Raw genomic sequence first — 19,646 nt, forward strand, 5'->3', positions numbered from 1 at the left:
ATAGGTACTGTCCGAATGCGGGCGAACAGGGGCCCTGCCTCGATAAAAAGGCATCGATCGAACGGGTGTCATGCAGTGATTGACTCGCTCCGCCGGCTTGGCCACGTGCCGGTCGAGTGGCGCAACGCTAGGACGGGTGGTCGCGCATCCGGACGGTCATGACGAGACCTTCGCGCTGTGGGCAACCTTGAGGCCGAAATCGTCGAGCGTGTGGAACTCCACGGTCGTTGCGCTGTTGGGCGGCGATTTGAGGCTGGGCAGCTCAAAGCGGTTGCGGCTGCCGGGCATCACCATGTTGTCGCCGTCGGCCGCGCCGTTCTTGCGTGTATGGCGCTGCCCTGCGTCCACCACGTCGATCTGCTCGAAGGTCACGTGGTAAGGCGTGGGGTTATAGACTTCAAGCGCCTGGCCCTGCTCTGTGGCGATGCGACGCCATTGCAGTTTTGCAGGCGCATCCTCGACGGCGTACGGCAGGTTTGGCGGACGCAAAAACAGTTTGATCCGCGAGCGGAAGGCGAGCTGCAACTGGTTGCGTTCCTGAGCCCCTTGCGATTGTGAAGGCACCTCCAGCACGTTGAACCAGAACAGGCTTTCCTGCGTCGACGGCAGGGCCTCGCCCGTATAGGCCAGGCGCACCACTTGTTGCTTGCCCGGTTCCATGCGGAAGATCGGCGGCGTCGCAACAAAAGGGATCCCGCCCAGTTCCGGCGTCGAGTGCTCGTTGCCGTCGTCCAGCCAGGCCTGGATCAGCACCGGCGACTGGTTCTTGCTTTCCAGGCGCACCGTCACTTCCTTGGCGTTCTGCGGGTAGACGATCCGGGTGCTGTTGATGACGACGCTCGCGTGGACTGAGGCGCTGACGAACAGCGCAAGCGTCAATGCGATGAGCTTGGCGGGCAGGTGTGAAATCGAGGCGGCGTTCATGGGAGGCTCATCGTGCGTCTGAAAAGGGCAGGTCAACCGAATGGCGCACGCGGGCACCGAAGTCGCTGACGGTGGTGAACTCGACTTTGGCCGCGCGGACCGGGCGATCACGCAGCAGGGGCAGCGCAAAGCGTTTGACGTCGCCGGCCGGCATCAACAGGCTGTCGTTGGCCGCCTTGTTCGGCGTCTTGCTGAAGCGTCTGCCGTCACTGACCAGATCAACCGACGTCAGGGAGATGTGGTACGGCGTGGGGTTGGTCGCTTGCAGGGCAAACCCTTGGTCGTGGGGTACCAGTTTCCATTGCACTTTCGCCGGGGCGCTGCTCACCGAATAGGGCAGGGTTTGCGGACGCAGATAGACGCGCAGGCGGGTACGGAAGGCCAATTCGAGCTGGTTGTTTTGTGCTGCATCGGCTGAGCGTGGGGGCACTTCCAGCACATTCAGCCAGTACAGGCTTTCGCGGTCGGTGGGGGACGAACCGCCGATATGGCGCAGACGCACTGCCTGTTGCTGATTCGGCTCGATGCGAAAGATCGGCGGTGACAGGGTAAAGGGCGTTTGCGCGGTCGCCGGTGTCGAGTCCAGGTTGCCCGTATCCAGCCAGGTCTGAACCAGGGCGGGGCGGTCACCTTTATTCTCCAGGCGCACGACCACTTCCTGCTGTTCAGCGGGGTAGATCACACGTGTGCCGTAAATGATCACGCCGGCATGGGCGGGCAGCGCGTACATCAGCAACAACCCAAGGGCGCGGGTAGCGAAAGCGAGGCAGGCCATACTTTTCATCGTCTTCAGTGTTCTTCGAGTCCGGGAGAGGGACCTGCACGCCGGGTGCAGGTCTTTGCAGGCGGGGCCCGCCAGTGCGGGCCGTCGCTCCCTTTAGTCGGTGTACTGGACCATGAAGCCGACACGGGTTTTCACCGCACCTTCGGTGGAGGCTCCGCTGGCATACATTTGCGCTGCCAGCGGGATGACGGCCTGGTTGTCGGCGATCACCACACCTTCGGATTTTTCGGTGTAGACGTTGATCGGCGTGCCATCGCGGTTAGTCACTTCAACCTGGACATTCTTCGCGTTGGTGGTGTCGTTCGGGTCATCGTAACCGTCGATGTTCAAGCGCCCGGTGGCCACATCGATCGCCGCGCTGGTGGGGTCGAACGCAACCATCGCGGTACGGCCGTTGCTGCAACTGCCCTCGCCCGGCGCACCAATACGAATGGTGAAACCGGTCAGGTTGGCACGATCGCCGGGTTTGGCCAGGCGTGCGGCAGAGACGCCGCCCAGGTTGACGTTCTTGACCACAGAGCCCGACCCTGGCGGGGAGCCTTCAATGGTGCAGGTCACGTCGTTGACCTGACCGCTGAAGTTGATGGTGCCGTCGGGGGCGGCGTAGGTCGGTTGTGAAACACCGGCGGTCAGTACGACAGCGGCCGCTACGGCGGAGAGGGCATTGATTTTCATAGTATTCCTTATCGTGAGGTTGGCGGTTCCCGCCGCAAGTTAAGCGCTGCACTTGTATTTGTTGAAAAGCCAAATTTGGCGGGCGACGTAATGTGTCTCTAAAACACATTGACGCCTATAGATGGATAACGAATTTTGTCTCGTGATTATTCGAAAAGCGTCTAACTTTGCCATGGTTTTTAAAAGTAATTGTATTGAGTTTTTCTTGTAAGTTATGACTGTAGGAAAGCTCTGAAAGAGTGGCTGGTTGTTTTTCGGTGTTGATCCTCGGGGGTGGCTGCGATATACCGTGCTCGGAGCAACTAGGCATTGCTGGTAATGAGCGCCACTCACTTATGCGGGTTTTTTGATGCTTACTTCACATTCCACCCGGTATACCGTCATGCTGTTAGATAACCACGAGATGGTGCGGCAGGGTATTGAGTTGGGCCTTAACAAGGAGGCCGACATTGAAGTGATCGGCTCCTTCGGCAGCGGCAGGGAGTTGCTTGAGACGCTTGCCGTGCGGCTGGCGGATGTGGTGGTGATGGACTTTGCGCTGGGCTCGTCGGATATTGACGGCCTTAGCCTGATCCAGGCGCTGAATCGACGTTTCAAACAATGCCGGCCTATCGTCGTGTGTTCACACTACACCCCCGCGATTGTTTCATTGGCATTGAAAGCCGGAAGTTGGGGGGTGTTGGGAAAGAACGAAAAGTTGAGTGAATTGATTACGGCTATTCGAACGGCCGCGCAGGGCCGAGTTTACCTGCAGTCGTGCATGTTGTCGGTACTGCAAGGGCCGCAGTCGGTGTGTGAGGTGAAAAACCTAAAGTCGAAAGTTGAGGTTTCTACGCCGTTACAATTGAGCGCATGCCTCACGCCCAAAGAGCGGGAAGTATTGCGATGTTTTCTCGATGGTATGTCCGTGAGTTCAATTGCGGCAAAGTTTTCGCGCAGTACCAGTACCATTAGTACGCAAAAACAATCGGCATATCGAAAGCTGGGTATTAAAACCGATAGTGAGCTTTTCAAATTTACCCAGCACTTTAGAGGCGCGGGATGACGCAGCAACTATCAAAAATCGAGTATTAAACTGGATTGTCCAGATAACGCAGCGCCAACCGTTCGGTCGCCTCCCGCGCCGGCGGCAACAGGTGTGGCGCCACCAACATCATGATCTGATAAACCACCACCTGTACCTCGCCCGCGCGGTCGAGAATCCGCTGGTAGTCGAGGGAAAACAGCAGGGTCAGGGTGATCTGTTCCACAAGTTGGCCCAGCGCCTGCGTACCACTGGTCAACTGCCCCGCCGCCTTCAGCCGTGCCAGCAATGACGCCAGGGTGCGCTTGAGTGCCGTGAGCAGGTGGCGAATGCCCTTGGCCAGTTTCGGCAACCGCCCGGCCAGGTTCGACAGGTCCTGGAACAGAAACCGGTAGTGGGCCATGCGCTCGATGATCAGGTGCAAGAACAGCCAGTAATCCTGTGGCTCCAGTTGCGCATCCGCCGGCGGGTCGAGCAAGGGGGTGAGCTCATGCTGAAAACGTTCGAACAACCCGAGTACCAACGGCTCCTTGCCATGGAAGTGGTAGTAGAGGTTGCCGGGGCTGATCCCCATTTCATTGGCCACCTCCATGGTCGACACATTCGGTTCGCCCTTCTGGTTGAATAACTGCAGGGCACATTCAAGGATACGGTCGCGGGTCTTCATCCAGTCTTCTTAATCTGATCGCTGAGCTCAGCGCACGCGCACGTAGGTGCCCGGCGCGGCTTCCATCGGTGGGTAATTCTGGTTGCCCAGGGCGGTGAGGGTTTCGCGTTGCGTGCCCGAGCGCTGCTGGATCCACTCCAGCCACTGCGGCCACCAACTGCCCTCGACGTGGTTGGCGTCGTAGTACCAGGCGCGCGGGTCGCTGCTCAGCCTGGGGTTCTCGACGTAGTTAGCCTTGGGGTTGCCTGGCGGGTTGAGGATGCTCTGGATATGCCCGCTGTTGGACAACACGAAGCGCCGGTCACCGCCGAGCAATTGCGTGGAGCGATACACCGCGTCCCATGGCGTGATGTGGTCGTTGATCCCGGCCACGCTGAAGCTGTCCACTGTGACCTTCTGCAAATCGATGGGCGTGCCGCACACCTCAAGGCCGCCGGGATGGCTCAGCGGGTTGTGCTTGAAGAAGTCCAGCAGGTCACCATGCAGCGCGGCGGGCAGGCGCGTGTTGTCGTTGTTCCAGTACAGAATGTCGAAGGCCGGCGGTTCCTTGCCCAGCAGGTAGTTGTTGATCCAGTAGTTCCAGATCAGGTCGTTGGGGCGCATCCAGGCGAACACCTTGGCCATGTCGCGGCCGTCCAGCACGCCTTGCTGGTAGGAGCGGCGCTTGGCGGCTTCCAGGGTCTGTTCATCGGCGAACAGCATGGCGGGGCCGTCGATCTGGCTGTCGAGCAGGCTCACCAGGTAGCTGGCGCTGGAGATGCGGCGCAGCTGACGCTTGGCTTGCAAATGGCCTTGCAGCGCGGCGATGGTCAGGCCACCGGCGCAGGCGCCCATCAGGTTGACCTCGCGAGCGCCGGTGATTGCCCTGCACACGTTGAGCGCTTCCTCCAGCGCCGCCACATAGGTGGACAGGCCCCATTCGCGATGGCGCACGTCCGGGTTGCGCCAGCTGACCATAAAGGTCTGCAGGCCGTTTTTCAGGGCGTACTGCACAAAGCTGTTGGCCGGGCTCAGGTCGAAAATGTAGTACTTGTTGATCTGCGGCGGCACGATCAGCAACGGCCTGGCGTACTGTTTTTCGCTCATGGGCCGGTACTGGATCAGCTCCAGCAGCTCGTTGCGAAACACCACTGAGCCGGGCGTGGTGGCGACGGTCTTGCCGACTTCGAACGCGTGCTTGCTCACCTGGCGCGGCAGGCCGTTGTTGTGCAGCAGGTCTTCGAACAGGTTGCTCACGCCGCGCACCACGCTGTTGCCGCCGGAGTTGAGCAGCTCCTTGACGGCCAGTGGGTTGAGCAAGGTGTTGGACGGCGAAACCGCGTCGTTGAACAGCGCAAACGCAAAGTGCGCTCGGGCGCGGTCGTCGTCGCTCAAGCTGCTGTCGTCGATCCAGTGGCGGGTTTGTTTCTGCCAGCTCAAATAGGCTTGCAGGCTGCGCCGGTAGAACGGGTTGAGCGCCCAGGTCGGGTCGCCGAAACGGCTGTCGCGGGGGTTGGGTTCATGCACCGTCTCCCCGAGCAGCACGCGACCCAGCTGGCCGCCCAGGGCCAGGGCATGCCGGGCGGTATGCACCGGATTGCGCAGGCCGTGGGCGGCGACGCTGCGCAGCGTGGACAGCAAATCCCGACCGCGCAGGCCGGTGATCGCGTTTTGCGCATTGATGAACGCGGCCGGGGTGGGCGCCGGGTTCGTCACGGGTCTTTCTCGCATGAGCCAACACTCCTTCGTCAAGCCTTCAACAGGCACGCCAATTCAGAACCATAGTCGGTTCCTGGCAAGTTGCGCGGCGGTGTGGTCCTTACACCGCAGGTCTTGGGTGAATCACGGCGCGCAGGCGCTCCTCCTCCAGAAATTTCATGATGATCGGCGCCACGGCTTCGGCCCGGGTGATCAGGAACAGGTGGCCGTCATCGATGATGTGCAACTGTGCGTTGGGAATGCGCCAGGCGAGCATGCGCATATTGACCAGCGGGATCAGCGGATCATCGTCCCCGGCCAGCACCAGGGTCGGCTGGCGGATCTTGTGCAGCCAGTGGATGCTGGTCCAGCCAAGCCCCGCGAACAGCTGCCAGTAATAGCCGAGCTTGCCGGCCGAGCGCACTTTGCTGGCATGCTCGGCGGCCAGTTTGGAATCGCGGCGGAACGAGCCGCCATAAATCATCGGCGCGATGCGCACCACGTGGGACGGTTGGATATAACGCCGGGGGCTGGCCATCAGCCATAGCACCTTTGGCTTGCCCGGCACCATAAAGGCGCCGGCGGCGGTCGCCGCCAGGATCAGCTTTTTGCAGCGCTCCGGGTAGTCATAGGCAAACTGCTGCGCCAGCGCGCCGCCCCAGGAAACCCCCACCGCATTCACCTGGCCATAATCCAGGTAATCGAGCATGCGCGCGGTGAGTTTGGCCAGGCCGGGAAAGCGGTAGGGCCGGTTGGGTGTGGATGAACCGCCCACACCGGGCACATCGAAGGCGATCACTTCCAGGTCCGGGTCCAGGGCCTGGACGAACGGAAACACCAACTCAAGGTTGGCGCCGATACCGTTGAAAATCAGCAGCGGCGTCAAGTGAGGCTTGCCCGGGCGTACCGCCGTGCGGATGGTCTGGCCATCCAGGTCGATGGTACGGAAGATGAACGGTTGCGGCATGCTCAAGCCCTGTGAGATGTGACGGTTGGAATGCAGGCCAAATGTGGGAGGGGGCTTGCTCCCGATTGCAATTGATCAGCCAATGGATCAGCTGACTGACACACTGCTATCGGGGCAAGCCCCTTCCCACACTTGACCCCATTTCAATCTAGCGTTCGTGTACGTAAGTTCCTGGGGCTGCTTCCGCTGCTGCGTAGGTTTTGTTACCTAAAGCCGTCGGTGCCTTCTTCAATTTCCCTGCCCGCTCCGCCTGCCACGCCTGCCAGTGCAACCACCACGAGTCAGTGTGCTTGGTCGCATTCTCCTGCCACTCAAGCGGCTTGCCCGCCAGGCTGTCGCTGGTCTGGTAGCGTGCCTTGGGGTTGCCCGGCGGGTTGAGGATGCTCTGGATATGCCCGCTGCTGGACAGCACGAACTCTACCTTGCCGCCAAACAGCTGTGCCGACTTGTAGCATGACTGCCACGGCGTGATGTGGTCGTTGGTGCCGGCCAGGGAGTAGATATCGGCCGTGACCTGTTTGAGGTCGATGGGCGTGCCGCACACTTCCAGGGCGTTGGCGCGTACCAGTGGGTTGTTCTTGAACAGTTCGATCAGGTCGCCGTGGAACGCCGCCGGCAGGCGCGTGGTGTCGTTGTTCCAGAACAGGATGTCGAACACCGGCGGCTCGTTGCCCAGCAGGTAGTTGTTGACCCAGTAATTCCAGATCAGGTCGTTGGGGCGCATCCAGGCGAACACCTTGGCCATGTCGCGGCCTTCCAGCACGCCGGCCTGGTAGGAATGGCGCTTGGCCGCTTCCAGGGTCTGCTCGTCGACGAACAGCGCCACCTGGGTGTCCAGGGTGGTGTCCAGCACGCTCACCAGCAGGGTCAGGGCGTTGACCTTCTTCTCTCCCAGCGCCGCGTAGTGGCCGAGCAGCGCGGTGCAAGTGATGCCGCCGGAGCAGGCGCCGAGCATGTTGATGTCCTTGCTGCCGGTGATCGCCGTGACCACGTCCACCGCTTCCTTGAGCGCTTCGATATAGGTCGACAGGCCCCACTCGCGCTGGGCCTTGGTCGGGTTGCGCCAGCTGACGATAAACGTCTGCTGGCCGTTGCGCAGGCAGAAGCGCGCCAGGCTCTTCTCCGGGCTCAGGTCGAAGACATAGAATTTGTTGATCTGCGGCGGCACCACCAGCAATGGGCGCTCATGCACCTGCTCGGTGATTGGCTTGTACTGGATCAGCTCCAGCACGTCATTGCGAAACACCACGGCGCCTTCGGTGGTACCCAGGGTCTTGCCTACTTCAAAGGCGCCCATGTTGACCTGGCTCGGCATGCCGCCGTTGTGCACCATGTCCTTGGCCAGGTGCGACAGACCGTCGAGCAGGCTCTTGCCGCCGGTTTCAAAAAAGCGTTTGACCGCCGCCGGGTTGGCCGCGCTGTTGGTGGGGGCCATGGCTTCGGTCATCAGGTTGATCACGAAGTGGCCGCGGCTGATGTCCTGTGCAGACAGGTTGCTGTCGCCAATCCAGTCGTGCAGTTCCTTGCGCCACGCCAGGTAGGTTTGCAGGTAGCGTTTGTAGAGCGGGTTCTGGCTCCAGGCCGGGTCATGGAAGCGACGGTCGTCGCTCTCTGGCACCAGCGCGGATTTGCCGAACATCACATTCTTTAACTCGACGCCAAAATGCGCGACGTGTTTGACGCTGTGCAACGGTTGCTTGATGGCTTGGGTCAGCACCATCTTCGCCGAGGCGAGTAAATCCTTTTTGCGTAACGCGATGATCGGGTTCAGCCCCAGGGTGTTTTCCGAGGCCTGGCGTTTCAAGTCATCGTTGTTCTTGTTACTCATCTACGACGCTCCATTGTCCGGAAGACGAGTACCGGCTGGCGCTGCGCACCCAGTTTCGATACACAACACACCTCAGGTACTGCGACTCGGGTGACCGTTGATACCGCATCGTCAAATGCAGGGAACTTGCCAGTTCCATTGGTTACCCGAGTTTAATTTTTTTCGCAAGCGGGCCAATCGTTGACCACGCGACAGGGCATTCAAGCAAATGAAATTAGAAAATGCCCTCTAAAGCGCAAGAAGCCTTGGCTAGAGCATCAGCCGCACGACCGACTGACTCGGGTCGCGGGTTTTTCCGGCCGCCTTGAGCTCGGCAAGGTAATCGGCCCACAGCGCTTCCTGACGCACGGCCAGTTGGTAGAGGTAGTCCCAGGTGAACAGGCCGCTGTCATGCCCGTCGTCGAAGGTCAATTTCAGTGCGTACTGACCGGCCGGTTCTACCTTGGTCAATTTAACGTTGAGCTTGCCCAATTGCAGGATGGGTTTGCCGTGGCCCTGGACCTCGGCGGAGGGGGAGTGCACCCGCAGGAATTCGGCGGGTAGTTGGTAGGTTTCTTCGGGCCCGTAGGTGAGGCCGAGGGTATTGGAGGTTTTGTGCAGGTTTACTGCGGTAGGAAACTTGGCCATATGAGGTGCTCCTGAATAAACCGGCTTAAAAATGTGGGAGGGGCGGTGCAACGATTCGACTTGCTCCCGATTACAGTGTGTCAGTCAGCACATCTGATACTGATACACCGCCATCGGGAGCAAGTCGAATCGTCGCACCGCCCCTCCCACATTGAAGCAAAGCAGTTCGGTGTGAGGCTTACAGGATATACCGCGACAAGTCTTCGTTCTGCGCCAATTCACCCAGGTGGCTGTTGACGTAGTCGGCGTCGATCTTGATCGCTTCGCCATTCTGCGCCCCGGCCATGTCGCCGGCGCTGAAGGACACTTCCTCAAGCAAACGCTCAAGCAGCGTGTGCAGGCGACGGGCCCCGATGTTCTCGGTCTTTTCGTTGACCTGCCAGGCGATCTCCGCCAGGCGCTTGATGCCGTCCGCCTGGAACTCTATCCCCAGGCCTTCGGTTTTCAGCAACTCGCGGTATTGCTCGGTGAGCGATGCATGCGGCTCGCTGAGGATGCGTTCGAAGTCGCCCGGCGTCAGCGCCTTGAGCTCCACGCGGATCGGCAGGCGGCCTTGCAGCTCCGGCACCAGGTCGCTTGGCTTGCTCAGGTGGAACGCACCGGAGGCGATGAACAGGATATGGTCGGTCTTGACCATGCCCAGTTTAGTGTTCACGGTGCAGCCTTCGATCAGCGGCAACAGGTCACGCTGCACACCTTCACGGGACACGTCGACGCCGCCGGAATTGCCGCGCTTGGCCACCTTGTCGATCTCATCGATAAACACGATGCCATGCTGCTCGACCGCTTCCAGGGCCTTGGCCTTGAGTTCTTCCTCGTTGACCAGGCGCCCGGCTTCTTCGTCGCGCACCAGCTTCAGCGCCTCTTTCACCTTGAGCTTGCGGCTTTTCTTCTTGCCCTTGCCCATGTTGGCGAACAGGTTCTGCAACTGGCTGGTCATTTCTTCCATGCCGGGCGGCGCGGAGATGTCCACGCCAGATACTTCGGCGACTTCGATCTCGATTTCCTTGTCATCCAGCTGGCCTTCACGCAGGCGCTTGCGGAACAGCTGGCGGGTGTTGGAGTCCGACGACGGCGCGGCGTCTTCGTTAAAGCCCATGCGTGCCGGTGGCAGCAGGGCGTCGAGGATGCGTTCCTCGGCGGCGTCTTCGGCGCGGTGGCTGACCTTGGTCACTTCCTGTTCGCGCAGCATCTTCAGGGCGGCGTCGGCCAGGTCGCGGATGATCGACTCGACGTCACGGCCCACATAGCCGACTTCGGTGAACTTGGTCGCTTCGACCTTGATGAACGGGGCATTGGCCAGTTTGGCCAGGCGCCGGGCGATCTCGGTTTTACCGACACCGGTCGGGCCGATCATCAGGATGTTCTTGGGCGTCACTTCAACGCGCAGTTCTTCGGGCAGTTGCATCCGGCGCCAGCGGTTTCGCAGGGCGATGGCAACGGCGCGCTTGGCATCGTCCTGGCCGATGATATGGCGGTTGAGTTCGTGGACGATTTCGCGGGGAGTCATGGACATAGTGTTTGGCGGCCTCAAGCGGGAATAAGCCTACGGCTTATTCGGCGAGGTCCTGCTCCTCAATGGTCTGGTTGTGGTTGGTGAACACGCAGATATCGCCGGCGATGCCCAGGGCGGTCTCGACGATTTCACGGGCCGACAGGTCGGTTTTCTTCAACAACGCGCTGGCCGCCGCCTGTGCGTAGCCGCCGCCGGAGCCCATGGCGATCAGGCCATGCTCGGGCTCAACCACATCGCCGTTACCGGTGATGATCAGGGACGCGTCTTTGTTGGCCACGGCCAGCATGGCTTCCAGGCGGCTGAGGGAGCGATCGGTGCGCCATTCCTTGGCGAGTTCGACGGCGGCGCGCACGAGGTGGCCCTGGTGTTTCTCAAGCTGGCCTTCGAAACGCTCGAAGAGGGTGAAGGCGTCGGCGGTGGCGCCTGCGAAGCCGGCGAGTACCTGGCCGTGGTACAGGCGGCGCACTTTTTTCGCGTTGCCTTTCATCACGGTATTACCCAGGGAAACCTGGCCGTCGCCGCCCATGACGACTTTGCCGTGGCGACGTACTGAAACGATGGTGGTCAAGAGGAGAGTCTCCACGCAGCGGGGCGAAAATGCCCTGATGGAAACTGATATGGGGGTAGTGGGGGTGATTTCAAGCGTAGAGGGTTATGGCGGACGAGTGGTGTTTATCGGTCCGACACCTATTTAAGAACACTACAAAACCAAATGTGGGAGGGGGCTTGCTCCCGATTGCATTGGGTCAGCTACAGATAAGCTGACTGACCCACCGCTATCGGGGCAAGCCCCCTCCCACATTAGTCCTGCTGTGTCTTCTAAATCAGCGGCTCTGGCGTTGTTGTAGCAAAAGGTTGCTAAACCCGGCACCGGCCAATTGTTTCTGCGCCACGGTCAGTTGTTCACGGTTGCTGAACGGTCCCACCAGCACGCGATACCACGTCGCATCCTTGACCGTGCCGGACTCCACCGTCACCGACTGCCCCAGCAGAATGATCTGCGCCCGCACTCGATCTGCGTCCGCCTGTTTGGGGAACGAGCCCGCCTGCAGGAAGAACTTGGTCACCGGCGCCGCCTTGGTCTCTGCCACCGGTGGTGCTGGCGGCGGGGTAATCCCGGCCAGCGCCGCCTGGGCGCGGGCGGTGTCGATTTTCGCCGCTTCCGCCGGCGTCACCGGGGTGGTCGGTACCTGCGGCGTCGGCAGGGTTTTCTCCGGCACGGCGTCGGGCGGCACGATCACTTCCGATTCCGGCAGCAGCGTGTAGAAGTCATATTTCGGCTTCACCGGTGCGGTCGGGCTTGGCGCAGTCTTGTTGGCTTCGGCAATTTTGCTGGCTTTCTGCTGTTCCTGCTTGACCCGTTTGACGTCATCGCCCTGGCCCGGATCCAGCTTCATCAGAAACACCACAAACGCACCGACCGTGAGGCCGATAGCCATCCACAACCAGCCTGGGATCGGCTTCTTCGCCGGGGCCTGGTAGCGGCTGGCGCCGCGCTTGGGTGCAGGTTTTTTCTTGGCAGCCAACTTACATACGCTCCAGAGTTTCCAGGCCCAACAGTTCCAGGCCTTGCTTGAGGGTCCGTCCGGCCAGTGCGGCGAGGCGCAGGCGACTCTGCTTTTGGGCTTCGTCGTCGGCAGTGAGGATCGGGCAGTTCTCGTAGAAGCTGGAGAACAGGCCGGCGACTTCATACAGGTAGGTGCACAGGATATGCGGCGTGCCTTTCTCGCCGACGCTGTTCAACACTTCGCCCAATTGCGCCAGTTTGGCGGCCAATTCCTGTTCGTGGGGCGCATCCAGCACGATCCGGCCTTCGACTTCGCTGAAGTCCTTGCCCAGCTTGCGGAACACACCGGCCACGCGGGTGTAGGCGTACAGCAGGTACGGCGCGGTGTTGCCTTCGAAGTTGAGCATCAGTTCGAAGTTGAAGCTGTAGTCGCTGGTGCGGTGCTTGGACAGGTCAGCGTATTTGACTGCGCCGATGCCCACCACGCGGGCGATGTTGCGCAGGTCGGCCTCGGCCAGTTCCGGGTTCTTTTCCTTCACCAGGTTGTAGGCGCGGTCCTGGGCTTCGTTGAGCAGGTCGATCAGTTTGACCGTGCCACCGTCGCGGGTCTTGAACGGGCGGCCGTCGGCGCCGTTCATGGTGCCGAAGCCCATGTGCTCCATGTGCATCGGGTGGGTGACGAAGCCCGCACGGCGCGCCACTTCGAACACTTGCTGGAAGTGCAGGGCCTGGCGCTGGTCGACGAAGTACAACGCACGATCGGCCTTGAGCACGCCGCTGCGGTAACGCACGGCGGCCAGGTCGGTGGTGGCGTAGAGGTAGCCGCCATCGGCCTTGACGATGATCACCGGCAGCGGTTCGCCGTCGGCAGTCTTGAATTCTTCGAGGAACACGCACTGCGCGCCGTTGCTCTCGACCAGCAGGCCCTTGGCCTTGAGGTCGTTGACCACATTGATCAGGTCGTCGTTGTAGGCGCTTTCGCCCATTACGTCGGCCATGGTCAATTTAACGTTGAGCAGCTCGTAGATTTCCTGGCAATGGGACAGCGAGATATCGCGGAAGCGGTTCCACAGCGCCAGGCATTCGGCGTCGCCGGCTTGCAGCTTGACCACCAGGCCACGGGCGCGGTCGGCGAAGTCTTCGGATTCGTCAAAGCGCTTCTTGGCGGCGCGGTAGAAGTTCTCCAGGTCCGACAGCTCGTTGCTGGTGATCGGGTTCTCTTGCAGGTACGCCATCAGCATGCCGAACTGGGTGCCCCAGTCGCCGACGTGGTTCTGGCGGATCACGCTGTCGCCGAGAAACTCCAGCACCCGCGCCACGCCGTCGCCGATGATGGTGGAACGCAGGTGACCCACGTGCATCTCTTTGGCCAGGTTCGGCGCCGACAGGTCGACGACCACGCGCTGCGCTTCGCCGGCCTTGCGCGCGCCGATTTTGGCGTCGGCCAGGGCGGCGTCCAGGCGCGACGCCAGGGCCTGGGTGTTCTGGAAGAAGTTGATAAAGCCAGGGCCGGCGATTTCGGCCTTGGTCACACTCTCGTCGGCCGGCAGTGCGGCAATGATTTTTTCCGCCAGGTCGCGCGGCTTCATGCCGGCCGGCTTGGACAGCATCATCGCGATATTGCTGGCGAAGTCACCGTGGGTCTTGTCGCGGGTGTTTTCCACCTGGATCGCCGGCGTCAGGCCTTCAGGCAACACACCTTCGTTGACGAGATGGGTGAGGGCTTGTTGGATCAGCTGGCGAATGGTGTCTTTCATGGTGTTCTCTTTCGACCGCAAGCGGCGGCGCGCGATGCGCAGGTGGAAAAACTGGGCATTATCCGTGGCGAGGGCGGGCTTGCCAACCTTCGTCGGATCTCTACAGACGATTAACCTGTGGCGAGGGAGCTTGCTCCCGCTGGAGTGCGAAGCGCTCCCAAAAACTTGGGGCCGCTACGCAGCCCAGCGGGAGCAAGCTCCCTCGCCACAGGGAAATTCAATACAAATCTACCGGGTCCACATCCAACGACCATCGCACCTGTCGCCCGCTGGGCATTTGCTCCAGAGCAAGCAACCAGCTACTTAATAACCGATGCAGCGGCGCACGCGAGGTGGCTTGTAAAAGTAGCTGAGCGCGGTAGCGCCCGGCGCGGCGTTCCATGGGCGCGGGTACCGGGCCGAGGAGTTCGATGCCGCTCAGACCCAGTTCGCCGAGCAAACGTTCGGCGGCGCTGCATGCTTCATCCAGGAACGCTTCGGCTTGCCCGGGTTTATGGGCTTCGGCGCGCAGCAAGGCCAGGTGGGAAAAGGGTGGCAGGCCCGCGGCACGGCGTTCGCTCAATGCCTGTTCGGCGAAGGCAAAGTAGCCCTGTTCGGTCAGTTGGATCAGCAGCGGGTGGTCGGCCAGGTGCGTCTGGATAATCACCTTGCCCGGCTCTTCGGCACGCCCGGCACGCCCGGCGACTTGCACGATCAACTGCGCCATGCGCTCGCTGGCGCGGAAGTCGCCGGAGAACAGGCCGCCGTCGGCATCCAGGATCGACACCAGCGTCACCCGGGGAAAGTGGTGCCCTTTGGCGAGCATCTGCGTGCCCACCAATATGCACGGTTGGCCTTTCTGGATAGTGGCGAACAGTTGGTTCATCGCATCCTTGCGCGAAGTGCTGTCGCGGTCGACCCGCAGCACCGGGTAATCCGGAAACAGAATGCCCAGGCGCTCTTCGGCGCGCTCGGTGCCCGCGCCAACCGGGCGCAGGTCGACCTTGCCGCACTGCGGGCAGTGGCGGGGCACGCGCTCCACATGGCCACAGTGATGGCAGCGCAACTCGCCGTAGCGTTGGTGCACGGTCATGCGCGCGTCGCAGCGCTCGCATTCGGACATCCAGCCACAGTCATGGCACAGCAGCGTCGGCGCAAAGCCGCGACGGTTGAGAAATACCAGGACTTGCTGGCCGGCGGCGAGGGTCTGGCCGATGGCCTGTTGCATCGGCCCGGAAATACCGCTGTCCAGCGGACGGCTTTTTACGTCCAGGCGCAGGAAGCGAGGTTGTTTGGCGCCGCCGGCGCGCTCATTCAGGCGTAGGAGCCCGTAACGGCCGGTGTAGGCGTTGTGCAGGCTCTCCAGGGATGGCGTGGCCGAACCCAGCACAATCGGGATGTCTTCCTGGCGGGCGCGCACCAGCGCCAGGTCGCGGGCATGGTAGCGCAGGCCTTCCTGCTGCTTATAAGAACCGTCGTGTTCTTCATCGATGATGATCAGCCCGGGATTTTTCATCGGGGTGAACAGCGCCGAGCGGGTGCCGATAATAATGTCGGCCTCGCCATCGCGTGCCGCCAACCACGACTCCAGGCGCTCGCGGTCGTTGACCGCCGAGTGCACCAGCGCGATGCGCGCATTGAAGCGCTGCTCGAAGCGCGCCAGGGTTTGCGGGCCGAGGTTGATCTCGGGGATCAGCACCAGCGCCTGTTTGCCGGCCTGCAAGGTTTCGCGGATCAACTGCAAATACACTTCGGTCTTGCCGCTGCCGGTGACGCCCGCCAGCAGGAACGCGTGGAAACTGTCGAAACCTGCGCGAATCGCCTCATACGCGGCGCGTTGCTCGGGGTTCAGCGGTAACTCCGGCTGGGCCAGCCAATGTTCGTGGCGCGGATCGGGAGCATGCTTGCGAATTTCAACCTGTACCAAGCCCTTGGCCAGCAGCAGGTCGAGGCTGTCTTTGCTCAGCATCAGCTTGCTCAACAGCTGATGCGCCACGCCGTGAGGGTGCTGGGCCAGGGTGGCCAGGGCTTCACGCTGGCGCGGGGCACGGGCGATGCGCGGGTCATCGAGGCTGGCGCCGGGCACGCTCGACCAGAACCGTTCCTGACGCGCTTCGGCCAGCTCGCCCTGGCGCAGCAGTACCGGCAGGGCCCAGCTCAAGGTGTCGCCGAGGCTGTGCTGGTAATACTGAGCCGTCCACAGGCACAGCTTGAACAGCGCGGGCGGCAGGGGGGGCGTGGCGTCGAGCATGGCCAGGGCGGGCTTGAGTTTATCGGCGGGCACTTCGCTGTGGTCGGCGACTTCGATCAGGATGCCGATCATTTCCCGTCGGCCAAACGGCACGCGCACGCGCATGCCCGGCTGCAATTGCGCCCGCAGCACGCCGGCCGGGGCCCGGTAATCGAACAGGCGGCGCAGGGGCGAAGGCAGGGCTAGGCGCAAAATGGCGTCGGGCACGCGGGGAGATCTCATAGTAAAGACAGGGGTGGCGCAGGGGCGCGAGACTAGCAGACGAGGGGAGTGTTGGGTATGCCACGGTTTTCTGATGAAAGGTGCTTTTATGTGGATACGAGAGAGGTGTCGCCGCTTGCGCGATTGAAAAGGTCTGGTAGAATCCGCGGCCTAATTACGTGCGGTATTCGACAATAGTGTCGAGTGGCGGCACGCTAGCCCGAGGAAGTGCCATGAAAGCCGATATCCATCCAGCGTACGAAACCATCGAAGTTACCTGCAGCTGCGGCAACAAGTTCGAAACTCGCTCGAACCTGTGCAAGCCACTGGGTACTGACGTATGCAACGAGTGCCACCCGTTCTACACCGGTAAGCAGAAGACTCTGGACACCGGCGGCCGCGTACAGCGCTTCGCAGATCGCTTCGGTGCTTTCGGCAAGAAGCCGGCTGCTGCTACTCCAGCAGAGTAAGGCTCGAAAGCCTTATGGGCTTTTGCCAGCTGTTAAAAAAGGCGTCCCTTGCGGGCGCCTTTTTTGTGCGTGCGCCAGGCATGGCGCGTTGCGCGTAAGCGCAACCAGCTTGGCTGTGGTGGCCACGCTGGTGACTTGGAGGTGAAAGTCCTCTACACACCCGGCAAGGGGAAGTGTTAGCCAGAGGCAAGGGTGTCGCGGGTGACTGCGAATCTGAAGGAAGCCCGAGGCAAAATGCTGGCCTGACGAACAGGAAGCGGATAGAGGCGGCGTAGCGGGGTAAGACGGCGCAAATCGTTAAAGCCCAATACTTGCACGGAACGCTACGACGTAGATCCGACAGGCATAAGCAGGAAGGTCGCGCGAATTACCCTGGGAGATCTGTAGGTTTGCCACTGTGCTACCGGGCGTCGAGAGGCGACGGGATGAACCTGCAGAAGTCAGCCGAGGCCGTAGTAAGTGACGAATAACCACGTCATCAAGGGCTGAACAGGTTATGCCGCCGGTAGGCGTCAGAGTCTCGTTGAATACCGAAATGCAGAAATTTCTCCCAGAGAAAACTGTTACTCCGAGTTCCGGACAGTATCCGAGGATGACGGCTGACAGCGCAGAGGTATCGGCGGCGTCTGTGGCGCGGACGAAAGCGGAGCCGGACACGCTGATGGCGCGGGTGCTCGCACCCGTCAACCTCAAGCGTGCGTATCACCGTGTGGTCAGCAACAAGGGCGCGCCGGGTGCCGATGGCATGACGGTCGAGCAATTGGCGGACTACACGAATCAGTATTGGCCGATCCTCAAGGCTCGGTTGCTGGCCGGTGAGTATCACCCGCAAGGTGTACGCGCCGTTGAAATCCCCAAGCCCAAGGGAGGAACGCGACAGCTGGGCATTCCCAGTGTAGTGGACCGCCTGATCCAGCAGGCTTTGCTGCAACAGCTCACACCGATCTTCGACCCTCTGTTCTCGGATTACAGCTACGGCTTTCGTCCGGGCAGAAGCGCTCACCAAGCTATCGAAACAGCTCGCGCCCATGTGGCGGCGGGGAACCGCTGGTGCGTGGAGCTTGATCTTGAGAAGTTCTTTGATCGAGTCAACCACGATGTATTGATGGCCTGCATCGAACGTCAAGTCGAAGACAAGCGAGTGCTCAGGCTGATCCGTCGCTACCTCGAGGCTGGAGTCATGTCGGGTGGGATCGCCAGCCGACGGCAGGAGGGGACGCCGCAAGGCGGTCCGCTCTCGCCGTTGTTGTCGAATATCCTGCTCAACGAACTCGACCGTGAACTGGAACGACGGGGCCACCGCTTTGTACGCTATGCCGACGACGCGAACATTTATGTGCGTAGTCGTCGCGCAGGCGAGCGTGTGCTGGCCGGGGTTGAACGCTTCCTGAATCAACACCTGAAATTGACGTTGAATCAGGAAAAGAGCCGTGTGGCACGGCCCTGGGCCTGTGACTACTTGGGTTATGGGATGAGCTGGCACCAACAGCCGAGACTAAGAGTGGCGACGATGAGCCTGGATCGCCTACGCGATCGGCTCAGAGCACTGCTGCGTAAAGCCCGGGGCCACAAGATGGCTAACGTCATTGAGCGGATCAACCCGGTGCTGCGTGGTTGGGCGGGTTACTTCAAGCTCAGCCAGAGCAGGAAACCACTCGAAGAATTGGACGGTTGGGTAAGACGTAAGCTTCGATGTGTCGTCTGGCGTCAATGGAAGCGGCCCTCTACGAGGGCGCGCAACCTGATGCGCCTGGGGATCCATGAAGGACGTGCTTGCACATCAGCGTTCAATGGCAGAGGTCCTTGGTGGAACTCGGGAGCGTCACATATGAATCAGGCGCTGCCGAAGAAACTGTGGAACCAGCTCGGACTGGTCTCGATACTCGATACGATCAACGGCTTATCCGCATGACCTGAACCGCCGTATACGGAACCGTACGTACGGTGGTGTGAGAGGACGGCGGATGTAAATCCGCCTCCTACTCGATCCGCGATTTGGCTGTCGGCCGCCCAGGCCGAAGTATTTTGCCCCGCGCCTGCTGGCCTGGCCCAGGTCGAGGTGCAGCGGGTGGTGGATGGCGACACGGTGCGCCTCAAGGATGGCCGCAGTGTGCGCATGATCGGGCTCAATGCGCCGGAAACCGGCAAGAAAGGCCGTACCGACGAGCCTTTTGCCGTCGCCGCCCGCCAGCGTCTGCAGGCGTTGGTGCAGGCCAGCGGCGGTCGCGTGGGATTGTTGCCGGGGCGGGAGCGCCAGGATCACTACGGGCGCACCCTGGCCCACCTTTATGGCGCCGATGGCGAGAACCTGGAGGCGCAATTGCTGGCCGAAGGCCTGGGATTCCAGGTCGGCGTCGCTCCCAATGTCGACCTCGCCACCTGCCAGCAGGCCGCTGAAGACAGCGCCCGCTCGGCGCGCCTGGGCGTATGGCGGCAATCGCCGGTGCAATCCGTGGCGCAGTTGCGCCAATCCGGCTTTGCCCTGGTCAGCGGCCGTGTGAGCCGTATCGAACGTAATCGCGGCGGAATCTGGATCGAATTGCAGGGCGCAGTGGTATTGCGCATTGCGCCCGACCTGGCCCGTCAATTCGATAGCAGCCTGCTCAATGGTCTGCAAGGCAAGAAAGTCGAGGCGCGTGGCTGGGTGCAAGATCGCGCCAAACGCGGTGGCCGCAAAAGCGACCAGGCGCGTTGGTTGCTGCCGCTGACGGATCCCGGCATGCTCAAATCGATAGATGAATAAAAAATTGTAGACATTTTTTTATTCGATTGTGAACAGTTGAGCCCTTGTA

At 61.2% G+C, this 19,646-nt stretch carries 17 protein-coding genes; 4 read left to right on the forward strand and 13 right to left on the reverse strand.

Going from position 1 to position 19,646, the window contains the following annotated elements; genetic code table 11:
• Window positions 1–156: 156 nt before the first annotated feature.
• From PSH66_RS02115 to PSH66_RS02125, 3 genes are all read right to left on the reverse strand, one after another.
• Window positions 157–924: a molecular chaperone gene (locus PSH66_RS02115; RefSeq protein WP_003171197.1), complete on the reverse strand. Its 768-nt coding sequence runs from the start codon at window positions 922–924 to the stop codon at window positions 157–159.
• Window positions 925–931: 7 nt separating this feature from the next.
• Window positions 932–1,708, reverse strand: coding sequence for a molecular chaperone (locus tag PSH66_RS02120; RefSeq protein WP_141063078.1), 777 nt, complete (start codon window positions 1,706–1,708; stop codon window positions 932–934).
• A gap of 93 nt (window positions 1,709–1,801) precedes the next feature.
• On the reverse strand, window positions 1,802–2,383 hold the full coding sequence (locus PSH66_RS02125; protein ID WP_003171201.1) for a fimbrial protein: 582 nt from the start codon (window positions 2,381–2,383) through the stop codon (window positions 1,802–1,804).
• 382 nt (window positions 2,384–2,765) lie between these two features.
• On the opposite strand from PSH66_RS02125, the gene PSH66_RS02130 reads away from it, so the two are divergent.
• Window positions 2,766–3,428, forward strand: coding sequence for a response regulator transcription factor (locus PSH66_RS02130; protein ID WP_042945562.1), 663 nt, complete (start codon window positions 2,766–2,768; stop codon window positions 3,426–3,428).
• Window positions 3,429–3,453: 25 nt separating this feature from the next.
• On the opposite strand, the gene PSH66_RS02135 is transcribed toward PSH66_RS02130, so the two are convergent.
• From PSH66_RS02135 to PSH66_RS02180, 10 genes are all read right to left on the reverse strand, one after another.
• On the reverse strand, window positions 3,454–4,074 hold the full coding sequence (locus PSH66_RS02135) for a TetR/AcrR family transcriptional regulator (protein ID WP_003171203.1): 621 nt from the start codon (window positions 4,072–4,074) through the stop codon (window positions 3,454–3,456).
• 27 nt (window positions 4,075–4,101) lie between these two features.
• On the reverse strand, window positions 4,102–5,784 hold the full coding sequence (gene phaC, locus PSH66_RS02140; protein WP_003171204.1) for a class II poly(R)-hydroxyalkanoic acid synthase: 1,683 nt from the start codon (window positions 5,782–5,784) through the stop codon (window positions 4,102–4,104).
• A gap of 88 nt (window positions 5,785–5,872) precedes the next feature.
• Window positions 5,873–6,718 carry a poly(3-hydroxyalkanoate) depolymerase gene (gene phaZ, locus PSH66_RS02145; protein WP_003171205.1) on the reverse strand — a complete coding sequence of 282 codons (846 nt, stop codon included), beginning with the start codon at window positions 6,716–6,718 and terminating at the stop codon, window positions 5,873–5,875.
• A 148-nt stretch (window positions 6,719–6,866) separates the two neighbouring features.
• Window positions 6,867–8,546, reverse strand: coding sequence for a class II poly(R)-hydroxyalkanoic acid synthase (gene phaC, locus PSH66_RS02150; protein ID WP_003171206.1), 1,680 nt, complete (start codon window positions 8,544–8,546; stop codon window positions 6,867–6,869).
• 249 nt (window positions 8,547–8,795) lie between these two features.
• Complete coding sequence (locus PSH66_RS02155) at window positions 8,796–9,173, reverse strand: gamma-butyrobetaine hydroxylase-like domain-containing protein (RefSeq protein ID WP_003171207.1); 378 nt, start codon at window positions 9,171–9,173, stop codon at window positions 8,796–8,798.
• A 178-nt stretch (window positions 9,174–9,351) separates the two neighbouring features.
• A complete protein-coding gene (gene hslU / locus PSH66_RS02160) occupies window positions 9,352–10,689 on the reverse strand; it encodes an ATP-dependent protease ATPase subunit HslU (RefSeq protein ID WP_003171208.1) in 1,338 nt (445 codons plus the stop codon).
• A gap of 37 nt (window positions 10,690–10,726) precedes the next feature.
• Window positions 10,727–11,257: an ATP-dependent protease subunit HslV gene (gene hslV / locus PSH66_RS02165; protein ID WP_003171209.1), complete on the reverse strand. Its 531-nt coding sequence runs from the start codon at window positions 11,255–11,257 to the stop codon at window positions 10,727–10,729.
• A 256-nt stretch (window positions 11,258–11,513) separates the two neighbouring features.
• Window positions 11,514–12,215 carry an SPOR domain-containing protein gene (locus PSH66_RS02170; protein WP_078731217.1) on the reverse strand — a complete coding sequence of 234 codons (702 nt, stop codon included), beginning with the start codon at window positions 12,213–12,215 and terminating at the stop codon, window positions 11,514–11,516.
• A 1-nt stretch (window position 12,216) separates the two neighbouring features.
• Window positions 12,217–13,953, reverse strand: coding sequence for an arginine--tRNA ligase (gene argS / locus PSH66_RS02175; protein WP_141063074.1), 1,737 nt, complete (start codon window positions 13,951–13,953; stop codon window positions 12,217–12,219).
• Between the two features lie 217 nt (window positions 13,954–14,170).
• On the reverse strand, window positions 14,171–16,390 hold the full coding sequence (locus tag PSH66_RS02180; protein WP_003171212.1) for a primosomal protein N': 2,220 nt from the start codon (window positions 16,388–16,390) through the stop codon (window positions 14,171–14,173).
• Window positions 16,391–16,617: 227 nt separating this feature from the next.
• Between PSH66_RS02180 and rpmE the strand changes: the two genes are divergently transcribed.
• The 3 genes from rpmE (at window position 16,618) to PSH66_RS02195 (ending at window position 19,597) form a co-directional block, all read left to right on the forward strand.
• Entirely contained in the window at window positions 16,618–16,854 is a 237-nt protein-coding gene (gene rpmE / locus PSH66_RS02185) for a 50S ribosomal protein L31 (RefSeq protein ID WP_003237330.1), read from the forward strand.
• Between the two features lie 496 nt (window positions 16,855–17,350).
• Window positions 17,351–18,766: a group II intron reverse transcriptase/maturase gene (gene ltrA, locus PSH66_RS02190; protein ID WP_305427415.1), complete on the forward strand. Its 1,416-nt coding sequence runs from the start codon at window positions 17,351–17,353 to the stop codon at window positions 18,764–18,766.
• A gap of 159 nt (window positions 18,767–18,925) precedes the next feature.
• Window positions 18,926–19,597: a thermonuclease family protein gene (locus PSH66_RS02195; protein WP_305428295.1), complete on the forward strand. Its 672-nt coding sequence runs from the start codon at window positions 18,926–18,928 to the stop codon at window positions 19,595–19,597.
• Window positions 19,598–19,646: the final 49 nt, after the last annotated feature.

Origin of the sequence: Pseudomonas sp. FP597 (assembly GCF_030687435.1) — a bacterium.
Classification (GTDB): domain Bacteria; phylum Pseudomonadota; class Gammaproteobacteria; order Pseudomonadales; family Pseudomonadaceae; genus Aquipseudomonas; species Aquipseudomonas lactucae.